Origin of the sequence: Kluyvera huaxiensis (genome assembly GCF_040149365.1) — a bacterium.
GTDB classification, from domain to species: domain Bacteria; phylum Pseudomonadota; class Gammaproteobacteria; order Enterobacterales; family Enterobacteriaceae; genus Kluyvera; species Kluyvera intermedia_A.
Map to the genome: position 1 here is coordinate 19,671 of NZ_JBEFLV010000029.1, position 19,785 is coordinate 39,455.

26 protein-coding genes are annotated in these 19,785 nt (G+C 51.8%); 25 read left to right on the top strand and 1 reads right to left on the bottom strand.

Annotated elements, in window-relative coordinates; genetic code table 11:
- Positions 1–12: 12 nt before the first annotated feature.
- The gene (locus ABOC97_RS21820; protein WP_349601709.1) at positions 13–702 is read left to right on the top strand and encodes a bacteriophage antitermination protein Q; all 690 of its coding nucleotides are present in this window, start codon (positions 13–15) and stop codon (positions 700–702) included.
- Between the two features lie 274 nt (positions 703–976).
- Here ABOC97_RS21820 and ABOC97_RS21825 read toward each other — a convergent pair whose 3' ends face one another.
- Entirely contained in the window at positions 977–1,795 is an 819-nt protein-coding gene (locus ABOC97_RS21825) for a DUF3800 domain-containing protein (RefSeq protein WP_349601711.1), read from the bottom strand.
- Between the two features lie 496 nt (positions 1,796–2,291).
- On the opposite strand from ABOC97_RS21825, the gene ABOC97_RS21830 reads away from it, so the two are divergent.
- From ABOC97_RS21830 to ABOC97_RS21945, 24 genes are all read left to right on the top strand, one after another.
- Positions 2,292–2,624, top strand: coding sequence for a hypothetical protein (locus ABOC97_RS21830; RefSeq protein WP_349601713.1), 333 nt, complete (start codon positions 2,292–2,294; stop codon positions 2,622–2,624).
- A gap of 181 nt (positions 2,625–2,805) precedes the next feature.
- Complete coding sequence (locus ABOC97_RS21835) at positions 2,806–3,858, top strand: DNA-methyltransferase (RefSeq protein ID WP_349601715.1); 1,053 nt, start codon at positions 2,806–2,808, stop codon at positions 3,856–3,858.
- Positions 3,859–4,103: 245 nt separating this feature from the next.
- Complete coding sequence (locus tag ABOC97_RS21840) at positions 4,104–4,526, top strand: hypothetical protein (RefSeq protein WP_172728736.1); 423 nt, start codon at positions 4,104–4,106, stop codon at positions 4,524–4,526.
- 792 nt (positions 4,527–5,318) lie between these two features.
- Positions 5,319–5,585, top strand: a complete 267-nt coding sequence (locus ABOC97_RS21845) for an HP1 family phage holin (protein WP_112205461.1) — start codon at positions 5,319–5,321, stop codon at positions 5,583–5,585.
- Entirely contained in the window at positions 5,560–6,099 is a 540-nt protein-coding gene (locus ABOC97_RS21850; RefSeq protein ID WP_112205463.1) for a lysozyme, read from the top strand. Before ABOC97_RS21845 ends, ABOC97_RS21850 begins: the two co-directional genes overlap by 26 nt.
- Entirely contained in the window at positions 6,078–6,614 is a 537-nt protein-coding gene (locus ABOC97_RS21855; protein WP_459253836.1) for a DUF2514 domain-containing protein, read from the top strand. The genes ABOC97_RS21850 and ABOC97_RS21855 overlap by 22 nt, the downstream gene beginning before the upstream one ends.
- 29 nt (positions 6,615–6,643) lie before the next feature.
- Positions 6,644–6,841, top strand: coding sequence for a hypothetical protein (locus ABOC97_RS21860; RefSeq protein WP_349601720.1), 198 nt, complete (start codon positions 6,644–6,646; stop codon positions 6,839–6,841).
- A 70-nt stretch (positions 6,842–6,911) separates the two neighbouring features.
- A complete protein-coding gene (locus tag ABOC97_RS21865) occupies positions 6,912–7,430 on the top strand; it encodes a hypothetical protein (RefSeq protein ID WP_349601722.1) in 519 nt (172 codons plus the stop codon).
- Between the two features lie 158 nt (positions 7,431–7,588).
- Positions 7,589–8,230, top strand: a complete 642-nt coding sequence (locus ABOC97_RS21870) for a hypothetical protein (RefSeq protein ID WP_349601724.1) — start codon at positions 7,589–7,591, stop codon at positions 8,228–8,230.
- Positions 8,231–8,473: 243 nt separating this feature from the next.
- Complete coding sequence (locus ABOC97_RS21875) at positions 8,474–8,986, top strand: terminase small subunit (protein WP_349601726.1); 513 nt, start codon at positions 8,474–8,476, stop codon at positions 8,984–8,986.
- Positions 8,958–10,880: a phage terminase large subunit family protein gene (locus ABOC97_RS21880; protein ID WP_349601728.1), complete on the top strand. Its 1,923-nt coding sequence runs from the start codon at positions 8,958–8,960 to the stop codon at positions 10,878–10,880. The genes ABOC97_RS21875 and ABOC97_RS21880 overlap by 29 nt, the downstream gene beginning before the upstream one ends.
- Positions 10,880–11,086 (top strand): phage head-tail joining protein, encoded by a 207-nt coding sequence (locus ABOC97_RS21885; protein WP_172728728.1) that lies wholly within the window; start codon positions 10,880–10,882, stop codon positions 11,084–11,086. Before ABOC97_RS21880 ends, ABOC97_RS21885 begins: the two co-directional genes overlap by 1 nt.
- Positions 11,083–12,675 (top strand): phage portal protein, encoded by a 1,593-nt coding sequence (locus tag ABOC97_RS21890; protein WP_349601730.1) that lies wholly within the window; start codon positions 11,083–11,085, stop codon positions 12,673–12,675. The genes ABOC97_RS21885 and ABOC97_RS21890 overlap by 4 nt, the downstream gene beginning before the upstream one ends.
- Positions 12,656–13,996 (top strand): S49 family peptidase, encoded by a 1,341-nt coding sequence (locus ABOC97_RS21895; protein ID WP_349601732.1) that lies wholly within the window; start codon positions 12,656–12,658, stop codon positions 13,994–13,996. Before ABOC97_RS21890 ends, ABOC97_RS21895 begins: the two co-directional genes overlap by 20 nt.
- 9 nt (positions 13,997–14,005) lie before the next feature.
- The gene (locus ABOC97_RS21900) at positions 14,006–14,338 is read left to right on the top strand and encodes a head decoration protein (protein WP_349601734.1); all 333 of its coding nucleotides are present in this window, start codon (positions 14,006–14,008) and stop codon (positions 14,336–14,338) included.
- A gap of 67 nt (positions 14,339–14,405) precedes the next feature.
- Positions 14,406–15,431 (top strand): major capsid protein, encoded by a 1,026-nt coding sequence (locus tag ABOC97_RS21905; protein WP_349601736.1) that lies wholly within the window; start codon positions 14,406–14,408, stop codon positions 15,429–15,431.
- 45 nt (positions 15,432–15,476) lie between these two features.
- Complete coding sequence (gene gpFI / locus ABOC97_RS21910; RefSeq protein WP_349601738.1) at positions 15,477–15,881, top strand: DNA-packaging protein FI; 405 nt, start codon at positions 15,477–15,479, stop codon at positions 15,879–15,881.
- Between the two features lie 11 nt (positions 15,882–15,892).
- Positions 15,893–16,246 carry a head-tail joining protein gene (locus tag ABOC97_RS21915; protein ID WP_349601740.1) on the top strand — a complete coding sequence of 118 codons (354 nt, stop codon included), beginning with the start codon at positions 15,893–15,895 and terminating at the stop codon, positions 16,244–16,246.
- Between the two features lie 9 nt (positions 16,247–16,255).
- On the top strand, positions 16,256–16,810 hold the full coding sequence (locus ABOC97_RS21920) for a phage tail protein (RefSeq protein WP_349601742.1): 555 nt from the start codon (positions 16,256–16,258) through the stop codon (positions 16,808–16,810).
- Positions 16,807–17,205 (top strand): phage minor tail U family protein, encoded by a 399-nt coding sequence (locus ABOC97_RS21925; protein WP_349601744.1) that lies wholly within the window; start codon positions 16,807–16,809, stop codon positions 17,203–17,205. The genes ABOC97_RS21920 and ABOC97_RS21925 overlap by 4 nt, the downstream gene beginning before the upstream one ends.
- A gap of 7 nt (positions 17,206–17,212) precedes the next feature.
- Positions 17,213–17,950 carry a phage tail tube protein gene (locus ABOC97_RS21930; protein WP_349601746.1) on the top strand — a complete coding sequence of 246 codons (738 nt, stop codon included), beginning with the start codon at positions 17,213–17,215 and terminating at the stop codon, positions 17,948–17,950.
- A 36-nt stretch (positions 17,951–17,986) separates the two neighbouring features.
- Positions 17,987–18,394 (top strand): phage tail assembly chaperone G, encoded by a 408-nt coding sequence (gene gpG / locus ABOC97_RS21935; RefSeq protein WP_349601748.1) that lies wholly within the window; start codon positions 17,987–17,989, stop codon positions 18,392–18,394.
- Between the two features lie 50 nt (positions 18,395–18,444).
- Positions 18,445–18,723 (top strand): phage tail assembly protein T, encoded by a 279-nt coding sequence (locus ABOC97_RS21940; RefSeq protein WP_349601750.1) that lies wholly within the window; start codon positions 18,445–18,447, stop codon positions 18,721–18,723.
- Positions 18,701–19,785 (top strand): phage tail length tape measure family protein (locus ABOC97_RS21945; protein WP_349601752.1); only part of this gene is annotated, 1,085 nt, incomplete at its 3' end. The genes ABOC97_RS21940 and ABOC97_RS21945, both read left to right, overlap by 23 nt.

Below are 19,785 nucleotides of genomic sequence, written 5' to 3' on the forward strand. Positions count from 1 at the left end.
GCGCTAAACCGCATGAATGAACAGAATCTGACTTACGTTAGGAATGAACTTCGCCGGGCACTGCTGGACCTGTCCGGCGGGACTAAAGGGCAGCTCGAGGCATTTAGTGAGAATCCACTAGCAGAAAAGAATGCCACGCCGCGCCGCTGCGTTAACCTCGTTGAGCTGGAGGGCGATTCAGGGACCCGTTTTGTTAACTCACTGAGCGCGCCATTGTATGTGCTGGAGACACGCAGCCGCCGTCGACCAATGCCGCCAATTAAAGATATGGAATTTGAATCAGCACCGTGGCGCCGCGCTGTTAATTCCCTGAATGAATACCAGCAGGCCTGGCTGCGGTATTGCTACGGCTTCGACCTCAGCTATAAGTATCAGGTGATGATGTGTGAGCACGTCTGGAATAACTATCAGAAATGCCAGGTGGATAACCCGTTACAATCCCGCGTCATTAAAAAGCTGATCGGGCTGGTATGGCTGGCAGGGCAGGAAGTCGCCGCCATGAGAAGTAATGAAACCTATAAAGACTATGCTGGTGCAGCGCTGGCGCGAATGGTTAGTGTTGACCGTTCAACCTGGCTGCGTGTGTATTCGAGCCATTGGGCAGCGTTGAAAGCGGCATTTGCGGATCTGGATGAGCACGCCTTGAGCCTGACGCTAGATCACTTTGAAGATGAAGAAGTGCTTAAAGTGGTGGAAATGTGAAGTAAATTTCACTATCTCCGTCAATCACGCTTGCAAAATGCAACAAAATAAGCCATATTTGAAGCATATTTGATATGTTGCCAAAGTTTTATAAACCCGCCTCTGAGCGGGTTTATTGTTACAGGCTAGCGTTGACTGGCATCCGTTAGGCATGTAGATTTGATGGATAAACGATTTTGGGAATAAAGAGGCGGCTCCCAGAAATAAACCGCCAAGTTGGTCACTTCGGCCTAAGGCCTGGAACTCCAACCACGTCGGCTGAGAGGTCGACACACTAAATGTTATCTCTAACAACCCTTGTCGGTAATGGTGTTTTCAGTGATACTGGCTTGGTCAGTATGTCGCGAATGCCTCGCGAACGATCATAAAACAACCAAATATTGAATTTTCTCTCGCTTGGCCAGGTGTCGTAGCCCAGTGATTCCCATCCCAGATGTTCCGCAATTTTATTGGCTAGCATCATCTTAGTTTCGGATGAGGCTTTACCTTGAAAGGAACTCATCACTGCACCAAGAAAGAAATCAGAAATTTGAATATTCTCTGATGCTTTTGAGTCTTTAGTAACTACGGACGTAATGAGGTTTCTAACACCATGTTGAATAGCTAGGGTGTTGTTAGCTATGACATGGAAGGCCTCATCTGCTTTTTTGTAGCGTGAAGCGATTGGGTCGACTTCAACTCTAAAACTACAGTCTCTGCTTGGATGAGCACAAATTATTCCAGATATTTTGGTTGTCACCAGTTTTGTGAAGTGCTTTCGCATTGCCAGATCATAATCACCATTATGAAAACTCTTGTTAACCATTGATTTTTCAACAACGATGCAATGGAAGGCCAGCCACTGGTGGTTAAAAAATAAATCAATTAGCTCTGAGTAGAATGGGTAAAACTGTTTTGAGTTTGCCTTTTTCCACTTAATTTCTTGGAAAAAGCCATGCTTTTGCCTTAAGTCACGAATGATTTTAGAGAAATCACCGCGGCGCTGATACTTCATCCATAGACTTCCAAAACCATAAAAACGCTGACCATCGATACCTGATTCATCACAGGCGACGTGCCAGATTAATTTCCCCGGATTATCTGTGTCAGACATTGTTAGCCCTATGATGGGTAATGGATAAGAGTAATATTTAAGCATTTTGTAAGACATTGATAAAGATCGTTTTTGGTTCGTCTGATTGGTTTCTATCAACTGTCTTGGGGTTGACTATTTCACCAGTAATTCTTCGCTCCGCTTCGATTAGTTTTTTTATTCATGTCTATTTAATTTTGCAGGGGATCGGATCCAGAGCTATCTGTATGGCACACCACAAACCAAGGTAAAAGGCACACTAGATCAGCAGGATATGACAGAATCGGCAAATTTTTTTTTCAATGAGTTAAGCGATAAACCGGCTATGGCTGGGGGATATCTGATAACCAGTTCGGATGTTATAGGTGTCTCCAGTAATTGGGGTGTCTTTACATCTTTAAATTATCAATTAAATCAGTTGGTTATTGATTATCTTTTTCTGACTTAAAAATAATTTTTGACATAACTCTTTAGCGATTATGATTTTTTCACCCTAGCAAATCACAAAAGGTGAAAAATGAGTGTTAAAAACTACGTCATACCCTTAAATGGTGTTGACCCAAAAAATCTGGAAGCTATTAAGGTGTTATTGGAAACGAACTCTGAAAAGTTCGAAGACTATTTCCTTGCTGGATATGGCGGCGATGCCAGCTACTCCGTTATTGATGGGGCATTTGAAGTTACCAGTATTGGTGAGGATTACTTTGAATATGAAGTTGGAATTAATTTCTTTGCTGGATGCCGGGATATGAATGATTCTCACGAAGATACAGGGTTGATTGATTATGAAGTTAGAGATGGAAGCATTCACATTGAATTGGATGACTCTGTCTGGAGACTAGACAATTAACTACCAGTTTAATCGCGCCGCCAGAACATTAATGGCGGCTTTTTGCTGTGAAATGGGCGGCTGGTGGGTGTTGTAGCACCCTGCCAGCCATCAGCTCATGCTTTCAGGTCACAAGCTAACCAAGGCCCACCGCTTTAGCGCAAAAGCAAAGTGAGCCTATCAGAGTTACGCTTACTGATCTATGAAAAATACTGTAAAAATACACAGTGTTGAGTTAATCAACGCTGATAGTCTGCATTACATTGCCACCCTCCCGGATAACTCCATTGACCTGATTGTTACGGACCCGCCTTACTTCAAAGTGAAGCCGAACGGCTGGGACAATCAATGGAAAGGGGATGAGGACTACTTACGCTGGCTTGATAGCTGTTTAGCTGAGTATGCCCGAGTCCTAAAACCTGCCGGCAGCATTTATCTGTTTTGTGGTCACCGGCTGGCCTCAGATATTGAGATCATGATGCGGGAACGGTTCAACGTCCTGAACCATATCATCTGGGCTAAACCGTCGGGCCGCTGGAATGGATGCAACAAAGAAAGCCTGCGCGCTTACTTCCCGGCAACGGAACGGATCCTGTTCGCTGAACATTATCTGGGGCCGTATACAGGGAAAGAAGATGCCTATGAGAGCAAAAGCACAGAGCTAAAGCAGCACATCATGACGCCGCTTATCGACTATTTCCGCAATGCCCGAGAATCATTGGGTGTGAGTTCGAAAGAGATAGCCGAGGCAACAGGTAAGAAAAACATGGCTTCCCACTGGTTTGGGCTGAGTCAGTGGTCGTTGCCGAACGAGGTGGATTACCGGAAACTGCAGGAATTGTTTACCCGGATCGCCATCGAGAAACACCTGCAGCAGAAGCTGGAACATCCTCACCACCAGCTGGTGGCTACCTACCAGTCATTGAATCGCAAATACTCGGAATTGCTGGAAGAGTACAAAACGCTCCGGCGTTGCTTCTCTGTATCTGCTGCCGTTCCGTATACCGACGTATGGACACATAAGCCCGTTCAGTTCTATCCGGGTAAACATCCATGCGAAAAGCCAGCTGACATGCTGAAGCAAATCATCAGCGCCAGCAGCAGGCCGGGCGATATTGTTGCCGATTTCTTTATGGGGTCTGGTTCCACTGTGAAAGCTGCAATGGAGTTAGGCCGCCGCGGTATCGGCGTTGAGCTCGAAGCTGATCGCTTCATGCAAACGGTCGGTGAAATAGAAAATCTCAGTAAACCATAACGGACGCCATGGCCTCGTTGCTGTGGTGGCCATCGAATTCAGGCTCCGGGAATCACTCCTAACTTACCCTTTGACATAAGAGCCGCGGCCTGACTTCAATTAGCCCTCAATTCTGAAGGGGCAGGGCTATTCGCTGGAACAGCATGTAAGTAGGTGGAGCCTAATCCTCCAGCATTTGTTTCTTGATTCACTTTCTGTAACTCTTTACGTTGTATGTTTACCCACACAGCATAAGGATTCAGGAAATGACGGATAGCTATGAGAGAAGTCGTACTCGGACTTTCACCGAAGAAGAGCTCGAACAGTTTGATTCGGATGCCGCAGAGTTTCTGGCCCAGGACGAACTTGAAGAACGATTGGGTGTAGCGCTACTGGAGGTCGAAGTTGAATGGGATGAATCAGAACGCATAGATGATCTTTCGCCAGGTATTGAGCCAGAATTCTATGACATCTATCTCGTTTATGCTGATAAGTTAAATCCATTCACAGTCATTTTCACGAAAGACGATGATACTTCGGGTTACTATCGGATCCACCGCCCTGAAGACTTGAGCGAGTTGAAAGAGAGTATTGCTCAATGGGTTCAGGATTGTGATATCGCTGACATGGAAGAGCAGGATCGGCAAGAGCACTATCGTCGTTTTGATGAAAATCGCGACTACGATTGATTTGCAAGACAAACAGCAAACTACCCACGATATGACCGCTGGTATCTTTTTAGGCTATAGAGTAGGCTTTATGAAAGTGGGCCTTAGGTATGAGCAATAGATATGCTGTTTTTTCTTGAAAGCACATGGCCAATGCTATCACTAGTGATATTAGCAATGGCCATGATTGCTTATGGGTTACAACGAAAAATGATAATGACAATTTTAATACTTATTGCCGCAGGGGTGTTGGTGGCAGGCGCATTCTTCTTTAACCTTGAGTAGTAAAGCGATGTGAAATATACCCTACCAAAAGTCTGCTCTCCGGAGCGGGTTTTTTCCTTCCTGTATCTGGATGCTAACCCGTAGCCTGGGATTTACTCCTGAGCTTTGAACTGTAGGTCACCAGAACTTGTTACGTCTAGACTCTACAGTTGTACGAAGATGGGATGAATATCCTGAGATATGATTGATGATAAGCGGGGAGGTTGATGAAACGCGGCTATTACTGGATTCAGCATAATGGTGTCGTTGAAGTGGCATACTTTACACCTGAGGCATTTGATGACCTAGAAACAGGGAAGCGAGTCACTGGTATTTGGCATTTGCCATAGCGATGACACAGAGGTCCTTGAGGGACCGTTACTACCACCAAAATAAGTCAATCAAACCATTCAATCCCTGGCATATGCCGGGGATTTTTCATTTCAGGCTCTGGGTATCACTCCTAACTTACCCTTTGACATAAGAGCCCGCGAGCCTGATCCCTTTCCAACACACACAGCACCATCCGAATTATCCGGAGGTGAGGCTATGACCAGAATGAGCACAATTTACAGCAGACTTTCATATGGGACGGGAACCGCGTTGACTGGCTGCGGTGTCTCTGCAAAGGCCCATGCCGAAATAACTAAAGAGGTATCGTGGATGCTGGCCGACAAAGTGGCAGGACTCGGTTTAAGTGACTGGGCAATTATTGTCGGTATCGCATGCACCGTTATCACCTGCGGCGTGAACTGGTATTACCGTCGTAAAGAGCGGGAGGATCGGTTAAATGCCCGTCAACAAAACGAAGCTTAGCGCGGCGATGCTGGCGCTGCTTGCATCAGGTGCAACGGCGCCTTTTTTATTTGACCAGTTTATCAGTGAGAAAGAAGGCAATGCGCTGGTGGCAGTTGTCGATCCCGGTGGCATCTGGTCGTTATGTCATGGTGTCACCGTAATCGATGGTAAGCCTGTTGTGAAAGGTCAAACCGCTACCGAGGCGCAATGTAAGAAGGTTAACGCTATTGAGCGTGACAAGGCGCTGGCGTGGGTTGACCGTAATATCAAAGTGTCGCTGACTGAGCCGCAGAAGGTCGGCATCGCGTCGTTCTGCCCCTACAACATCGGGCCGGGCAAATGCTACCCGTCAACGTTCTATAAGCGCATGAACGCTGGCGATACGAAAGGAGCCTGTGAAGCTATCCGCTGGTGGATTAAAGACGGTGGCCGCGATTGCCGCCTGACCAAAGGCCAGAAGAATGGCTGCTATGGGCAGGTAGAACGACGGGACCAGGAAAGCGCGCTGACGTGCTGGGGGATAGACCAGTGAAGCCCACCAGCATCTGCATTATCGTGGTTGTCGCATTGTCTGGTGCATTCCTTGCTGGTAGTGAGTGGACGAACCGCAGCTGGAAAATAAAGTGGGCTGACCGGGATAGCGCGGAATCTTCACAGGAAGCGAACGCACAGACCGCTGCTCGCATGATTGAACAAGGGCGAACAATAGCCCGGGATGAGGCCGTTAAAGATGCTCAAGCTCAAGCAGCGCGTGCTGCCGTTACTTCTGCTGGCCTGTCTGCCAGCGTTAAGCAACTGCGCACCGAAGCAACAAAACTCGCTGCCCACCTGGACGCCGCAAAGCACACCGCAGATCTCGCCGCTGCCGTCAGAAGCAAAACAGCCGGAGCCGACGCCGCAATGCTCGCCGACATGCTCGGAAGTCTTGCAGAAGAAGCTCGATATTATGCTGGACGAGCTGACGAAAGCTACCGGGCAGGGATGACGTGCGAGCGTATCTACAACTCAGTGAGAGAGTCCAATAATAATCCTATCGCCTCGCAATAGCGGGGCTTTTTACCAACAGAGGAATGAGCATGACTGTAGTTCTTACGGCAAAACAGATTGAAGAACTGGCAATCTTCGCGAGAGAAGACGGGCAGCCGCAATATACCATTACCACTGGGACAATCCCGGAATTTGAAGCTGATGATGGCGAGATTATCCCAGAATACAAAGGGCTGCTAGCTTATTCAGATTCACTGGAACACGGTGTCTTACAGCTCGATGACTAACGGCATTACAGCAGGCATTCCCTGAGTGCCTGCGATAATGCTAAAGTATCCCATCACTTACGGAGGGATCATGTCAACAGCTGATAAAATTGCCTTATTTTCAATGATAGGGACAACCGTTTCTGCCATTGTGTCAATGATAACCTTATTTTTTGCAAAAACTGCTTTAAACACTTGGAGACACCAAGAGGTTTTGAAATCTAAGAAAGATTTCAAAATGGCATTGTTAGAACTTAAGTTTGTGACCCTTTGGCAACCTAATGAAATTGATCCAGTGCAACTTAGGGTCGGAAGAAATCTTCTTTATAGTGAAAATGAGCTGAGAACAACAAAGCTTCTAGACGTGCAAATAAACGCTTTTAAAGGTCTGGCGAAAGAATTTGAAAAGTTAGAAGATTCTATGCAAATGTGTGCTAGATATTGGTTTGCTACGGAAAAACTATTTAAAGATACAGATGTTGAAAAATTATGGAACAACATTATGTCGGCATATAATGAATATACTCAAGGGAAGAGAAATCAAGATTATTTCATCACGCATTTAGATAAACTAATTAAAGTAGATCTTTACTTTGTTTCTGCATCCTAAAGTTCGCTAGTTCTAAATAGCAGCCCCACAATAGTGGGGCTTTTTTATGCGCATCACACGCGCACATCAAAGAGAGTCTTTCAGTAGTGAGCCTGGGCAATCCGTTTGCTCTCGGGCGGTATTGCCGTGCGACAGGCCCACACCTAAAAGGAAACATTATGAAAAGTACCTATCAGATGATGAATGCCCTTGTCACGCTACCACCTGTCGGTGTGTCAATAAAAGATGGTGAGGGCAATACGCGTAAAAGCGCCAGTGAACTGAGGGCGCGGATCTGTGCGGTTGTTCCGTTGTGGGGCTCCCCTCAACTTCGTTACATCCTTCCCGTACCAATTGTGCTTAGCGAGTTCTCGCGTGGTGGATACTCGGAGAAACCATGGGTAGCCAGCGAGCAAATTATGGTTCCTGATGGTTATCTGATTGTCGCCATGCTGGTTGATGAGAAAGGAAAGCCACTTAACGACGAGATTTTGCCGGTTGAGCTTGAAGAGCTCCCGAACAATGACTGGGCACTGAACAAGTCGGCCCCATGCTGTATCTCAAGTGGTGAAGTTATTATCAACAACGTATTCACCTCATACCCTATGCCCCAGCAATCTGTTGCTGATTCCTCGCATACCCTTTCAATCAACATTGAAAGCATTCTGAAGAACGTGATGGAAAACACAGCGAGTGCGGCGGCAAAGCAGGCAGAAGCAATGTCAGACCTGCGAAAGCTTATAGATAAAAGCATTGAAGAGAGTATCAGGCTCAACTGCAGGCCCGGTGGAGCAATCTGGCAGGCCATCAGACGCGGGTGATAATTATTCGCATCTTTACGGGTCCTTTCCAGCACTTCGGTGCGCTACGGGGCGGCGTCCGCGCAGATTCTCGCTATTTATGAGATTTTTCCGGGAAGGATGTCCGGTTCGTTTTGACTTCAACGTATTGAAATTAAAGGAAAGCAATTAACTCTGAACCGGACATGTGGTTTTTTACATCACTTTCCGGGTAGATCCGCCGTTTGAAGTGGGAGAGCAGGCTAGAAACAGATGAGGTGACGTGTGGCAACTCAGGTGGAGGTGGCGGAACATTTACGCCTGACGGAACGGCAGTTGCGCAGGTTGCAGAAATTACCAGGTGCGCCAGTTCCAAAAAAAAGGGGCGAACTTAATACGGACGAGTGGCGTTATTTTTATCTTTCTTACCTCCAGCGCAATCGCAACTCCCATTCGGATGACGACAGTGCTGATGACGATCATGAAGAGAAGTTGTTAGTCGCCAGGATTGAGCTCACTTCAGAACAGGCCATTGCTCAGCGGTTAAAAAACCAGATAGCTGAGCATAAGGTTATCGATACAGCCTTCTCTATTTTTGCTTTGTCCCGGTTGTCCGGGGAACTGGCATCTGTTTTGGACAGTATTCCGCTTTCGATGCAAAGAAAATTCCCTGAGTTAACCGACCGGCAATTGGCTTATCTAAAAGAGCTGGTTGCTAAGGGGGCTAATAAATGCGTTGAGTCCGCGGAGAAAATGCAGGATTTTGCGGATGAGTATTACAGAAATACAGATGAATAACTTCGTGCAGGCTGCGAGAGAAGGTCTCTCTGTCCTGAAGCGTCCATTGCCGATGACACCTGTAGAGTGGGCAGACGAGAATTACTATCTGCCAAAAGAATCGGCATACCAGGAAGGGCGATGGGAAACGCTGCCTTTCCAGGTGGCCATTATGAATGCGATGGGCAATGACTATATCCGAGAGGTGAATGTCGTTAAATCGGCCCGCGTTGGCTACTCGAAAATGCTGCTCGGTGTGTATGCGTACTTCATCGAACACAAGCAGCGCAATTCGCTGATCTGGCTGCCAACCGATGGCGATGCTGAGAACTTCATGAAGTCTCATGTTGAGCCCACTATCCGTGATATCCCCTCGCTTTTGTCGCTCGCGCCGTGGTACGGCAAAAAGAACCGCGACAATACGCTCAGTATGAAGCGCTTTTCCAACGGTCGCGGCTTCTGGTGTCTGGGCGGTAAGGCGGCGAAAAATTACCGTGAGAAATCGGTCGATGTTGCCGGCTACGATGAGCTGGCGGCATTTGATGAAGATATTGAGAAAGAGGGATCGCCCACCTTCCTCGGTGATAAACGTATTGAGGGCTCTGTCTGGCCTAAGTCAATCCGTGGCTCCACGCCAAAGCTAAAGGGAACCTGCCAGATTGAGCGTGCCGCGAGTGAGTCCGGGCATTTTATGCGTTTTCACGTTGCCTGCCCTCATTGTGGGGAAGAGCAATATCTGAAGTTTGGCGATAAGGAAACACCATTCGGGTTTAAGTGGATGCCTGGCGAACCGGCCAGCGTGTTTTACCTTTGCGAGCATAACGCCTGCGTCATTAAGCAGCAGGAGCTGGATTTCTCGCAGGCTCGCTACATCTGCGATGAGACGGGGATCTGGACACGCGATGGCCTGAACTGGTTTGCATCCTCTGGTACCGACATTGAACCGCCAGACAGCGTCACTTTCCACATCTGGACGGCATACAGCCCGTTTACCACCTGGGTGCAGATAGTAAAAGACTGGATCAAGACGAAAGGGGATACCGGTAAGCGTAAAACCTTCGTGAATACCACGCTGGGTGAGACATGGGAGCCGAAGATTGGCGAACGCCCGGATGCGGACGTGATGGCGGAACGGAAAGAACACTTTTCTGCCTCAGTACCTGACCGGGTGGCCTACCTGACCGCTGGCATTGACTCACAGCTTGATCGCTATGAGATGCGCGTCTGGGGATGGGGGCCGGGTGAAGAAAGCTGGCTGATTGACCGGCAGATCATCATGGGACGACATGATGATGAAGCCACCCTCATCAGGGTGGATGAGGCTATAAACAGGGCCTACACCCGGAAAAATGGCGTTGAAATGTCGATATCCCGTATTTGCTGGGATATCGGCGGTATCGATCCAACCATCGTATACAACCGCTCGAAAAAGCACGGCCTGTTTCGTCTTATCCCCATCAAAGGGGCCTCTGTTTATGGCAAACCGGTGGCCAGCATGCCGCGCAAACGGAACAAGAACGGCGTGTATCTGACGGAAGTCGGGACGGACACGGCGAAAGAGCAGATCTACAACCGCTTTACCCTGCAGCCCGAAGGTGATGAACCCCTCGCCGGCGCTGTGCATTTCCCAAACAACCCCGACGTTTACGACCTGGCTGAAGCACAACAGCTTACTGCTGAGGAGCAGGTTGAAAAATGGGTGGATGGTAAGAAGAAGATCCTCTGGGACAGCAAAAAGCGACGAAACGAGGCGCTGGACTGTTTCGTTTATGCGCTGGCTGCGCTTCGGATCAGTATTTCGCGCTGGCAGTTAAATCTCGATTCTCTTCTGGCCAGTTTGCTGGAGGAAGAAGGGGGGCGAACCCATAACAAGACCCTGGCGGATTATGCCCGGGCATTATCTGGAGACGAATAATGGCGACACAGACCGATCTGGATGCCGCCCGCGCTGCGTTGCATGACCTCATGATGGGAAAGCGGGTGGCAACGGTGCAAAAAGACGGCAGGCGGGTTGAGTTCACCGCGACCTCAGTGGCCGACCTGAAAAAATACATTGCCGAACTTGAATCACAGATTGGCATTACTCAACGACGCCGGGGACCGGCAGGATTTTACGCATGAAAACACCTGCTTTGTTAGGGCCGGACGGTAAAACCGCATTGCGGGACTACGCCGGGTATCACGGTGGTGCTGGTGGCTTTGGCGGCCAGTTACGCGCCTGGAACCCACCGAGCGAAAGCGCGGATGCTGCGTTATTGCCTAATTTATCCCGTGGTAATGCGCGAGCTGACGATCTGGTTCGAAATAACGGTTATGCGGCAAACGCCGTGCAGCTTCATCAGGATCACATTGTCGGTTCCTTCTTCCGACTGAGTTACTGCCCGAGCTGGCGTTATCTCGGTATCAAAGAAGAAGAAAGCCGCGCATTTGCCAGGGAGGTGGAGGCCGCCTGGTATGAGTATGCTGAAGATGATTTTTGCGGGATCGATGCTGAGCGCAAGCGGACGTTTACGATGATGATCCGCGAAGGTGTCGCGACTCATGCATTTAACGGCGAGCTGTGTGTCCAGCCCACCTGGGACAGTGATTCAACGCGGCTCTTCCGGACACAGTTCAAGATGGTCAGCCCGAAACGCATCAGCAACCCCAATAATGCCGGAGACACGCGAAACTGTCGGGCTGGTGTCAGAACAAACGACGGTGGCGCCGCGTTGGGCTATTACGTCAGCGAAGACGGATATCCGGGATGGATGGCACAGAAATGGGCCTACATTCCGCGCGAGCTGCCCGGCGGCCGTCCGTCCTTTATCCATGTATTTGAACCGCTGGAAGATGGACAGACGCGCGGAGCCAACGCGTTTTACAGCGTCATGGAGCAAATGAAAATGCTCGATACGCTGCAAAATACGCAGCTCCAGAGCGCTATCGTTAAGGCGATGTACGCGGCGACGATTGAAAGTGAGCTGGATACGCAAACCGCGATGGACTTTATTCTCGGCTCTGACAGCAAAGACCAGCAGAGCAAGATGACGGGCTGGCTGGGTGAAATGGCCTCGTATTATACCGCAGCGCCGGTTCGCCTTGGTGGCGCGAAGGTTCCTCACCTGATGCCGGGTGACTCCCTGAATCTTCAGTCAGCGCAGGATACGGACAACGGTTTTTCGACGTTCGAACAATCATTGCTGCGTTATATCTCTGCTGGTCTGGGTGTGTCTTATGAGCAACTTTCGCGCAACTATTCGCAGATGAGCTACTCCACTGCACGCGCCAGCGCTAACGAGTCCTGGGCGTTCTTTATGGGCCGCCGCAAGTTCGTGGCAGCCCGACAGGCCTGCCAGATGTTTGTGTGCTGGCTGGAGGAGGCTATTGTTCGCCGGGTGGTGACGTTGCCATCCAGAGCGAGATTCAGTTTTCAGGAAGCGAGAACAGCCTGGGGCAATGCCAACTGGATAGGCTCAGGCCGTATGGCGATAGATGGGCTGAAGGAAGTGCAGGAGGCCGTCATGCTCATTGAGGCCGGTCTGAGCACTTATGAGAAGGAGTGTGCCAAGCGCGGAGACGACTATCAGGAAATATTTTCGCAGCAGGTACGTGAAACGATGGAACGTCGCGCTGCTGGTCTAAAACCTCCAGCCTGGGCGGCTTCTGCCTTTGAGTCTGGACTGAAGAAATCAAATGAGGAGGCGAACGATGACGCCCGAGCTGCGTAATCTCCCGCACATCGCCAGTATGGCTTTCAATGAGCCGTTATTACTTGAACCCGCCTATGCGCGGGTTTTCTTTTGCGCGCTTGCTGGCCAGCTGGGTATTACCCGCCTGACCGACACCGTGTCTGGCGTGACGCTCGGTGCAGAGCAGATGGCTGAGCCGCTGGCGCTCTTTGGTGATGATGAAGACATGGGGCCAAAACCGGCACGAAGCTATCAGGTCACTAACGGGATCGCGGTGCTGCCGGTATCCGGGACTCTGGTCAGTAAAACCCGCTCTCTCCAGCCATATTCGGGGATGACGGGTTACAACGGCATTATCGCCCGTCTTCAACAGGCCATCAGTGATCCGGGTGTTGACGGCATTCTTCTGGATATGGACACCCCCGGCGGAATGGTGGCGGGGGCTTTTGACTGTGCGGACATTATTGCCCGTATGCGCGATATCAAACCCATCTGGGCGCTGGCCAACGATATGAACTGCAGCGCAGGCCAGCTGATTGCCAGTGCTGCCTCGCGCCGGCTTGTGACACAGACGGCCAGAACGGGATCCATCGGGGTCATGATGGCCCATAGCAATTACGGCGCTGCCCTGAAAACCAGCGGTGTCGAGGTCACGCTGATATACAGCGGCGAACATAAAGTGGACGGGAACCCCTACGAGAAATTACCCAAAGAGGTTCGCGCAGATTTTCAGGCGCGCATTGACGCTACCCGGCAGATGTTCGCTGAAAAGGTGGCGGGTTATACCGGCATGTCGGTCCAGGCCGTTCTGGATACTGAAGCGGCTGTATTTTCAGGCCAGGAATCAGTAGACAACGGGCTGGCGGAGCAGCTGGTCAACAACATGGATGCGCTGAACGTTATGCGCGATGCAATTAACAAACGAACGATGATTTCCCGAGGAGGAAGCATGAAAGGTACTACTGCATCCGCAGATACCACTCAACCAGCAGCAACGGCTGCTGCTAACCAGCCCGTGGCCACCGCTGACACACCCGCTGTGGTCGTTGACCCTGCAACCACCGCATCTGTTGATGTGAGCAGCCAGGTCGCGGCGGCGGTCGCTGCTGAAAATGGTCGCATTATGGGGATCCTGAACTGTGATGAGGCAAAAGGGCGCGAATCACAGGCGCGCGCACTGGCTGAAACGCCAGGCATGACGGTGGAAAGTGCGCAGCGCATTCTTGCCGCCGCGCCTCAGAGTGCTCAGGCCCGCACGGATACCGCGCTGGATCGTCTGATGGAAACCGCACCCGGCACCGTAGCGGCAGGGAGTTCATCTGCTGATGCGGGTGACGATTTGTTAAATACGCCTGTTTAAGAGGTCAACATGTCTAACACTGAACAATTTACACACAGCCAGCCCCTCGGGAACAGTGATCCGGCGCATACCGGTTATGCACCAGGTGAACTGACGAAATCAGTACCAGCGATGACGCCACTGATGCTGGATGCCACTTCCGGCAAACTGACTGTCTGGGATGGCCAGCATGCGGGAGCCGCTTGCGGCGTGCTGGCGGTGACTGCCGATCAGAGCAACACCGAGCTGGCATTCTATAAGTCCGGCTCATTCCGCATTGAAGATGTGCGCTGGCCGGATGCGGTGACGGATGAAAACATCAAGCGCAACGCATTTGCGGGTACCGCCATCAGCATCGTCTGACCCTTTTCTGAACTGCAACCATCATCCATAGAAGCCGCCATCGCGGCTTTTTTTACGGGAAAAATCTATGTCAATTTACACTACAGCCAAACTTCTGGCGGTCAATGAGAAGAAATTCAAGTTTGATCCGCTTTTCCTGCGCATCTTCTTCCGTGAAAGCTACCCCTTCAGCACTGAGAAGGTCTATCTGTCGCAGATCCCAGGCATGGTCAACATGGCGCTTTACGTTTCGCCTGTTGTTTCCGGCAAGGTCATCCGGTCCCGCGGCGGTGCAACGTCTGAGTTTACGCCGGGTTACGTGAAACCCAAGCACGAAGTAAACCCGCAGATGACGCTGCGCCGCCTGCCGGATGAGGATCCGAAAAACCTGGCTGACCCGGCTTACCGTCGCCGTCGTATTATCCTGCAGAACATGAAGGATGAAGAGCTGGCAATTGCCCAGGTGGAGGAGAAGCAGGCCGTTGCTGCCGTCCTCAACGGTAAATACACCATGACCGGTGAAGCGTTTGAACCGGTTGAAGTGGATATGGGGCGCAGCGCCGGCAACAACATCATTCAGGCTGGTGCCGCGGCCTGGAGCGGTCGTGACAAAGAAACCTATGACCCTACCGACGATATTGAAGCCTACGCGCTGAACGCCAGCGGTGTGGTCAATATTATCGTCTTTGATCCGAAAGGCTGGGCATTGTTCCGTTCGTTCAAGGCGGTAAAAGAGAAGCTCGACACCCGTCGTGGCTCTAACTCTGAACTGGAAACGGCGCTGAAGGATCTGGGCGAAGTCGTCTCCTATAAGGGGATGTATGGCGACGTGGCCATTGTCGTTTACTCCGGGCAGTACATTGAAGACGACACCAAAAAGAACTACCTGCCGGATTTGAGCATGGTACTGGGTAATACCCAGGCGCGCGGGCTGCGTACTTACGGCTGCATTCAGGATGTGGATGCCCAGCGTGAAGGTATTAACGCCTCCGCGCGTTACCCGAAAAACTGGGTGCAAACCGGTGACCCGGCGCGTGAGTTCACCATGATCCAATCCGCACCGCTGATGCTACTGGCTGATCCGGATGCATTTGTGTCAGTCAAACTCGCCTGATTTCCATTCTGTGGCCCTTCGGGGCCCTGTTTCGGAGCTGTTCTCATGACAGAAAAAGAAAAGTTGATCGCACGCCTTAATGAGCTTGGCGTGCAGCTCGGCCGGGAAGTGAATACCGGTGGCACCATTCAGGAGCTCTCAATGCGCATTGCGGAGCTGGAGGAAGAACTGGATGGCGGCACGGATACCGATGGCGTTGAAAATGGTGGCGTGAGTGACGGAGCGACATCACCCGGCACCGTAGAACCTGTGGCGCCAGCAAATACGGTGTTAACCGGCAGCACTGATGACGCGCTGGTGGCCGTCGAAACGCTGGCCACGCTGCACATTGAGGCGTGGCAAGCGACCCGAGATGAACCGGTCTCTATTGTTGAGGCGGGAACGGTGATCCGCGTGACAGAAACTGATGCGGCCAGCCTGGTTGCGCTCGGACTGGTGCGCGAACACTAATAGGGGGCTCTGTGGCTGATTTCGATAACCTTTTTGATGCTGCAATAACACAGGCCGATGACACTATTCGGCAGGTTATGGGGACTTCGGCAACGGTAACGTCCGGCGCGATTTCTGGCGTCGCGTTGAGTGGTGTTTTCGATGATCCGGAGAATATCGGTTACGCCACACCCGGCGTCCGTATCGAGGGGACCAGTCCGTCGCTGTTTGTGAAATCAGCAACGATTGAGCAGCTGGCGCGGCTGGACACGCTGGACATTAACGGAAAGCCTTTCTGGGTTGAACGTATTGGCCCGGATGATTGCGGCTCCTGTCATATCTGGCTAGGGACGGGTTCTCCTCCCGCATCAACCCGTCGCCGTTAAGGAGATGTGATGTCGATAAAAGGGCTTGAACAGGCTATGACGAACCTGAACAGCATCAGCAGCACGGCAGTTCCTCGCGCTTCGGCGCAGGCGGTCAACCGTGTGGCCACCCGGGCTGTTAACCGAAGCGTTGCGGTGGTGTCGAAAGATACCCGTGTTCCCAGAAAGCTGGTGAAGCAACGCGCCAGGATAAAGCGCGCCACGACGAAAAAGCCAAGAGCGCTCATCCGGGTTAACCGGGGCAATCTGCCGGCGATAAAACTGGGGACCGCCAGCGTGCGATTATCACGCCGAAAACGGGATAAGAAAGGGGCCAATAGCGAATTGCGAATTGGCCCTTTTCGTTTCCCGGGCGGTTTTATTCAGCAACTGAAGAACGGTCGCTGGCATGTCATGCGACGAACGTCCAAACCCCGCTACCCGATTGAAGTGGTCAGCATTCCCCTGGCTACACCGCTGACGAATGCGTTCAGAGATGCGCTGCCGAAGCTCATGGAATCGGATATGCCCAAAGAACTGCGGGCATCCCTTAAAAACCAACTCAGGCTGATTCTGAAACGATGAAACACAGTGATATCCGAAGGGCCATCATCAACGCGCTGGAAATCCAGATTGGTGAAGAGGCTCTCTATTTTGATGGGCGTCCGGCAGTACTCGAGGAGGGCGACTTTCCCGCTATCGCGATCTATCTGACGGATGCCGAATACACCGGTGAAGAGCTCGATACGGATACCTGGCAGGCCACGCTGCATATCGAAATCTTTTTACCGGCGCAGGTGCCGGATTCAGATCTGGATAACTGGATGGAGTCCCGAATTTATCCGGTAATGAACGATGTGCCAGGGCTTGCCGGGCTTATCACCAACATCGTGCAGCAGGGTTATGACTACCAGCGCGATGACGATCTCGGGCTGTGGAGTTCGGCTGATTTGAAATATTCCATTACTTACGAAATGTGAGGACGTAATGACTACACCAAACCCACTGGCGCCGGTAAAGGGCGCCACCACCACGCTCTGGACTTATTCCGGAACAGGTAACCCGTTTGCTAACCCGCTATCGGATGTTGACTGGACTCGCCTGGCGAAGATTAAAGACCTGCAGCCGGGCGAACTGACCGCCGAATCAAACGACGATACCTACCTGGACGATGAGGATGCAGACTGGACGGCGACCGCGCAGGGGCAGAAATCGGCGGGTGAGGCCAGTTTTACGCTGGCCTGGAAACCGGCAGAAAGCGGTCAGCAGCAGCTGGTTCGTTGGTTCGACGACGGTACCGTGCTGGCATACAAAATCAAATACCCGAATGGCGCTGTCGACGTGTTCCGTGGCTGGGTAAGCAGTCTTGGTAAAACGGTCACGGCAAAAGACACCATCACCCGCTCGGTCAAAATCAGCAACAACGGTAAGCCGGGACTCGCTGAGGAAAGCGCTGCGGCGGTGATTGATGTCACAGGTGTAACTCTGGATAAATCGACCGCCACCCTTGCAGTTGCTGCCACCACTACGCTGAATGTCACCGTGGCGCCAGCCAGCGCCAGCGATAAATCGTTCCGGGCCACCACCACGGATGCCGGGATCGTGACGGTATCTGTGGCTGATACAGTGCTGACAGTGACCGGTATTGCAGCTGGGAAAGCCGACATTATCGTGATGACCAACGACGGGCTGTTTGTTGCGACCTGCAGCGTCACCGTTTCCTGATAACCGGGGCTTCGGCCCCGCCTCCTGGAGTACCCCATGTTTTTAAAAACAGAACCGTTCGAGCGCAACGGCGTGACCGTCACGCTCTATGAACTGTCGGCGCTGCAGCGCATTGAACATCTTGAACACCTGAAAGCGCTGGAAACAGTCGCCGATGCAGATATGCAGGCGGCGCTCAATATGACGATTACCTCCGGCGCGCTGTTGGTGGCCATGTCGCTTTGGCATGCGCATCCCCTGAAAGGGACGCACAACACGCCGAAGGAAGATGTTGAGCAGATCCAGAATGAGGTGCTGATGACCTGGCCGCTGGAGTTTATTGCCGAAGCGGAGTACCGCGTGAAACTGTTGTCCGGCATGGTGCCGCCACCGGAAGCCAATCCGTCACAGGATGATGTAGTGACCGAGCCAGTCAGTCTGGAAAAGTCCTCGCCAGTGAGCTGACATTCGTCCTGAAACTGGCGCGCGAATTTCGCCGGCCGGACTGGCGCGCCATGCTTGCTGGTATGTCGTCAACGGAATACGCCGACTGGCGAACGTTCTACCAGGACAACTTTTTTAATGATGTGCAGATGGATGCGCATTTTTCCTCGCTGATGCATATCGTCATCACCGCACTTAACCCCAAAACCACATCAACCCCTGCCAGCTTCAGCCTGTTGTCACCTTCAGCGGAGGATATTACCGACGATGAACCCGGTGATGATGTGCTGATGGCAAAGGCCGAGGGCATTTCAGGAGGCGTTCGCTATGGCCCAGACGGCAGTGGGTGACCTGGTCGTTAACCTTGACGTTAACTCGTCGAAGTTCAACGAACAGATGGAATACGTTAAACGGCAGTTTAAGCAGACCGGCGATGCGGCGAATGATTCCGCGCTGAAGGTACAGCAGTCGTTTAACCGGCAGGAGAGCGCGGCGAAAAAGGCCGGTATTTCTGTGGGGCAGTACAACGCCGCGATGCGCATGCTGCCTGCGCAGTTTACGGATATTGCCACCCAGCTGGCCGGTGGTCAGAGCCCATGGCTCATTCTGCTGCAGCAGGGTGGTCAGGTGAAAGACTCGTTCGGCGGCATCATTCCGACCTTCCGCGCGCTGCTGGGCTCAATATCGCCGGTTATGGTCGGTGTCGGTGCGCTGGCAACCGCTACCGGGGCAATGGTTTATGCCTGGTATCAGGGCTCGGCCACGCTGTCCGACTTCAATAAAACGCTGGTCCTTTCCGGTAACAGTGCAGGGCTGACCTCAAACCGCATGCTGGTGCTGGCGAAGTCCGGCGAGCAGGCGGGACTGACGTTTAACCAGACCAGCAGCGCACTCACCGAACTGGTTAACGCTGGCGTGCGCGCCGGTGCCCGGTTCGATGACATGAGCCAGGCGGTGGCGAAATTCACCGAGGCGTCGGGTGTGCCTGTCGATAAAGTGGCGGCCGCGTTCGGGAAACTGACAAACGATCCGACCTCTGGCCTGATTGCCATGGCACAGCAATTCCACAACGTCACCGCCGAACAGATTGCCTATGTGGCGCAACTGCAACGATCCGGGGATGAGGCGGCAGCGCTGCAGGCGGCTAACGATGCGGCGACTAATGGTTTTCGCGATCAGACAAAGAGCCTACGTGACAACATGGGCTCGATTGAGTCGGCAGCGGATAGCCTGAAGCGTGCGTTTAAATCCATGTGGGATGCGGCGCTGGATATCGGGCGGCCGGACACGGCGCAGGAAATCGTCTCCAAAGCCGAGGCGGCGTTTAAGCGTGCGGATGAAGTCTGGAATCTCCGCAAAGGCGACCGTTATGTGAATGACGATGCGCGCGCCAGCTACTGGAACGATCGCGA

What these genes read in the sequence shown, in the direction of transcription:
- ABOC97_RS21820 (WP_349601709.1), top strand. Translation starts at nt 13, where the DNA reads ATGAATGAACAGAATCTGACTTACGTTAGGAATGAACTTCGCCGGGCA.
- ABOC97_RS21825 (WP_349601711.1), bottom strand. Translation starts at nt 1,795, where the DNA reads ATGTCTGACACAGATAATCCGGGGAAATTAATCTGGCACGTCGCCTGT.
- ABOC97_RS21830 (WP_349601713.1), top strand. Translation starts at nt 2,292, where the DNA reads ATGAGTGTTAAAAACTACGTCATACCCTTAAATGGTGTTGACCCAAAA.
- ABOC97_RS21835 (WP_349601715.1), top strand. Translation starts at nt 2,806, where the DNA reads ATGAAAAATACTGTAAAAATACACAGTGTTGAGTTAATCAACGCTGAT.
- ABOC97_RS21840 (WP_172728736.1), top strand. Translation starts at nt 4,104, where the DNA reads ATGACGGATAGCTATGAGAGAAGTCGTACTCGGACTTTCACCGAAGAA.
- ABOC97_RS21845 (WP_112205461.1), top strand. Translation starts at nt 5,319, where the DNA reads ATGACCAGAATGAGCACAATTTACAGCAGACTTTCATATGGGACGGGA.
- ABOC97_RS21850 (WP_112205463.1), top strand. Translation starts at nt 5,560, where the DNA reads ATGCCCGTCAACAAAACGAAGCTTAGCGCGGCGATGCTGGCGCTGCTT.
- ABOC97_RS21860 (WP_349601720.1), top strand. Translation starts at nt 6,644, where the DNA reads ATGACTGTAGTTCTTACGGCAAAACAGATTGAAGAACTGGCAATCTTC.
- ABOC97_RS21865 (WP_349601722.1), top strand. Translation starts at nt 6,912, where the DNA reads ATGTCAACAGCTGATAAAATTGCCTTATTTTCAATGATAGGGACAACC.
- ABOC97_RS21870 (WP_349601724.1), top strand. Translation starts at nt 7,589, where the DNA reads ATGAAAAGTACCTATCAGATGATGAATGCCCTTGTCACGCTACCACCT.
- ABOC97_RS21880 (WP_349601728.1), top strand. Translation starts at nt 8,958, where the DNA reads ATGAGTATTACAGAAATACAGATGAATAACTTCGTGCAGGCTGCGAGA.
- ABOC97_RS21885 (WP_172728728.1), top strand. Translation starts at nt 10,880, where the DNA reads ATGGCGACACAGACCGATCTGGATGCCGCCCGCGCTGCGTTGCATGAC.
- ABOC97_RS21890 (WP_349601730.1), top strand. Translation starts at nt 11,083, where the DNA reads ATGAAAACACCTGCTTTGTTAGGGCCGGACGGTAAAACCGCATTGCGG.
- ABOC97_RS21895 (WP_349601732.1), top strand. Translation starts at nt 12,656, where the DNA reads ATGACGCCCGAGCTGCGTAATCTCCCGCACATCGCCAGTATGGCTTTC.
- ABOC97_RS21900 (WP_349601734.1), top strand. Translation starts at nt 14,006, where the DNA reads ATGTCTAACACTGAACAATTTACACACAGCCAGCCCCTCGGGAACAGT.
- ABOC97_RS21905 (WP_349601736.1), top strand. Translation starts at nt 14,406, where the DNA reads ATGTCAATTTACACTACAGCCAAACTTCTGGCGGTCAATGAGAAGAAA.
- gpFI (WP_349601738.1), top strand. Translation starts at nt 15,477, where the DNA reads ATGACAGAAAAAGAAAAGTTGATCGCACGCCTTAATGAGCTTGGCGTG.
- ABOC97_RS21920 (WP_349601742.1), top strand. Translation starts at nt 16,256, where the DNA reads ATGTCGATAAAAGGGCTTGAACAGGCTATGACGAACCTGAACAGCATC.
- ABOC97_RS21925 (WP_349601744.1), top strand. Translation starts at nt 16,807, where the DNA reads ATGAAACACAGTGATATCCGAAGGGCCATCATCAACGCGCTGGAAATC.
- ABOC97_RS21930 (WP_349601746.1), top strand. Translation starts at nt 17,213, where the DNA reads ATGACTACACCAAACCCACTGGCGCCGGTAAAGGGCGCCACCACCACG.
- gpG (WP_349601748.1), top strand. Translation starts at nt 17,987, where the DNA reads ATGTTTTTAAAAACAGAACCGTTCGAGCGCAACGGCGTGACCGTCACG.
- ABOC97_RS21940 (WP_349601750.1), top strand. Translation starts at nt 18,445, where the DNA reads ATGCTTGCTGGTATGTCGTCAACGGAATACGCCGACTGGCGAACGTTC.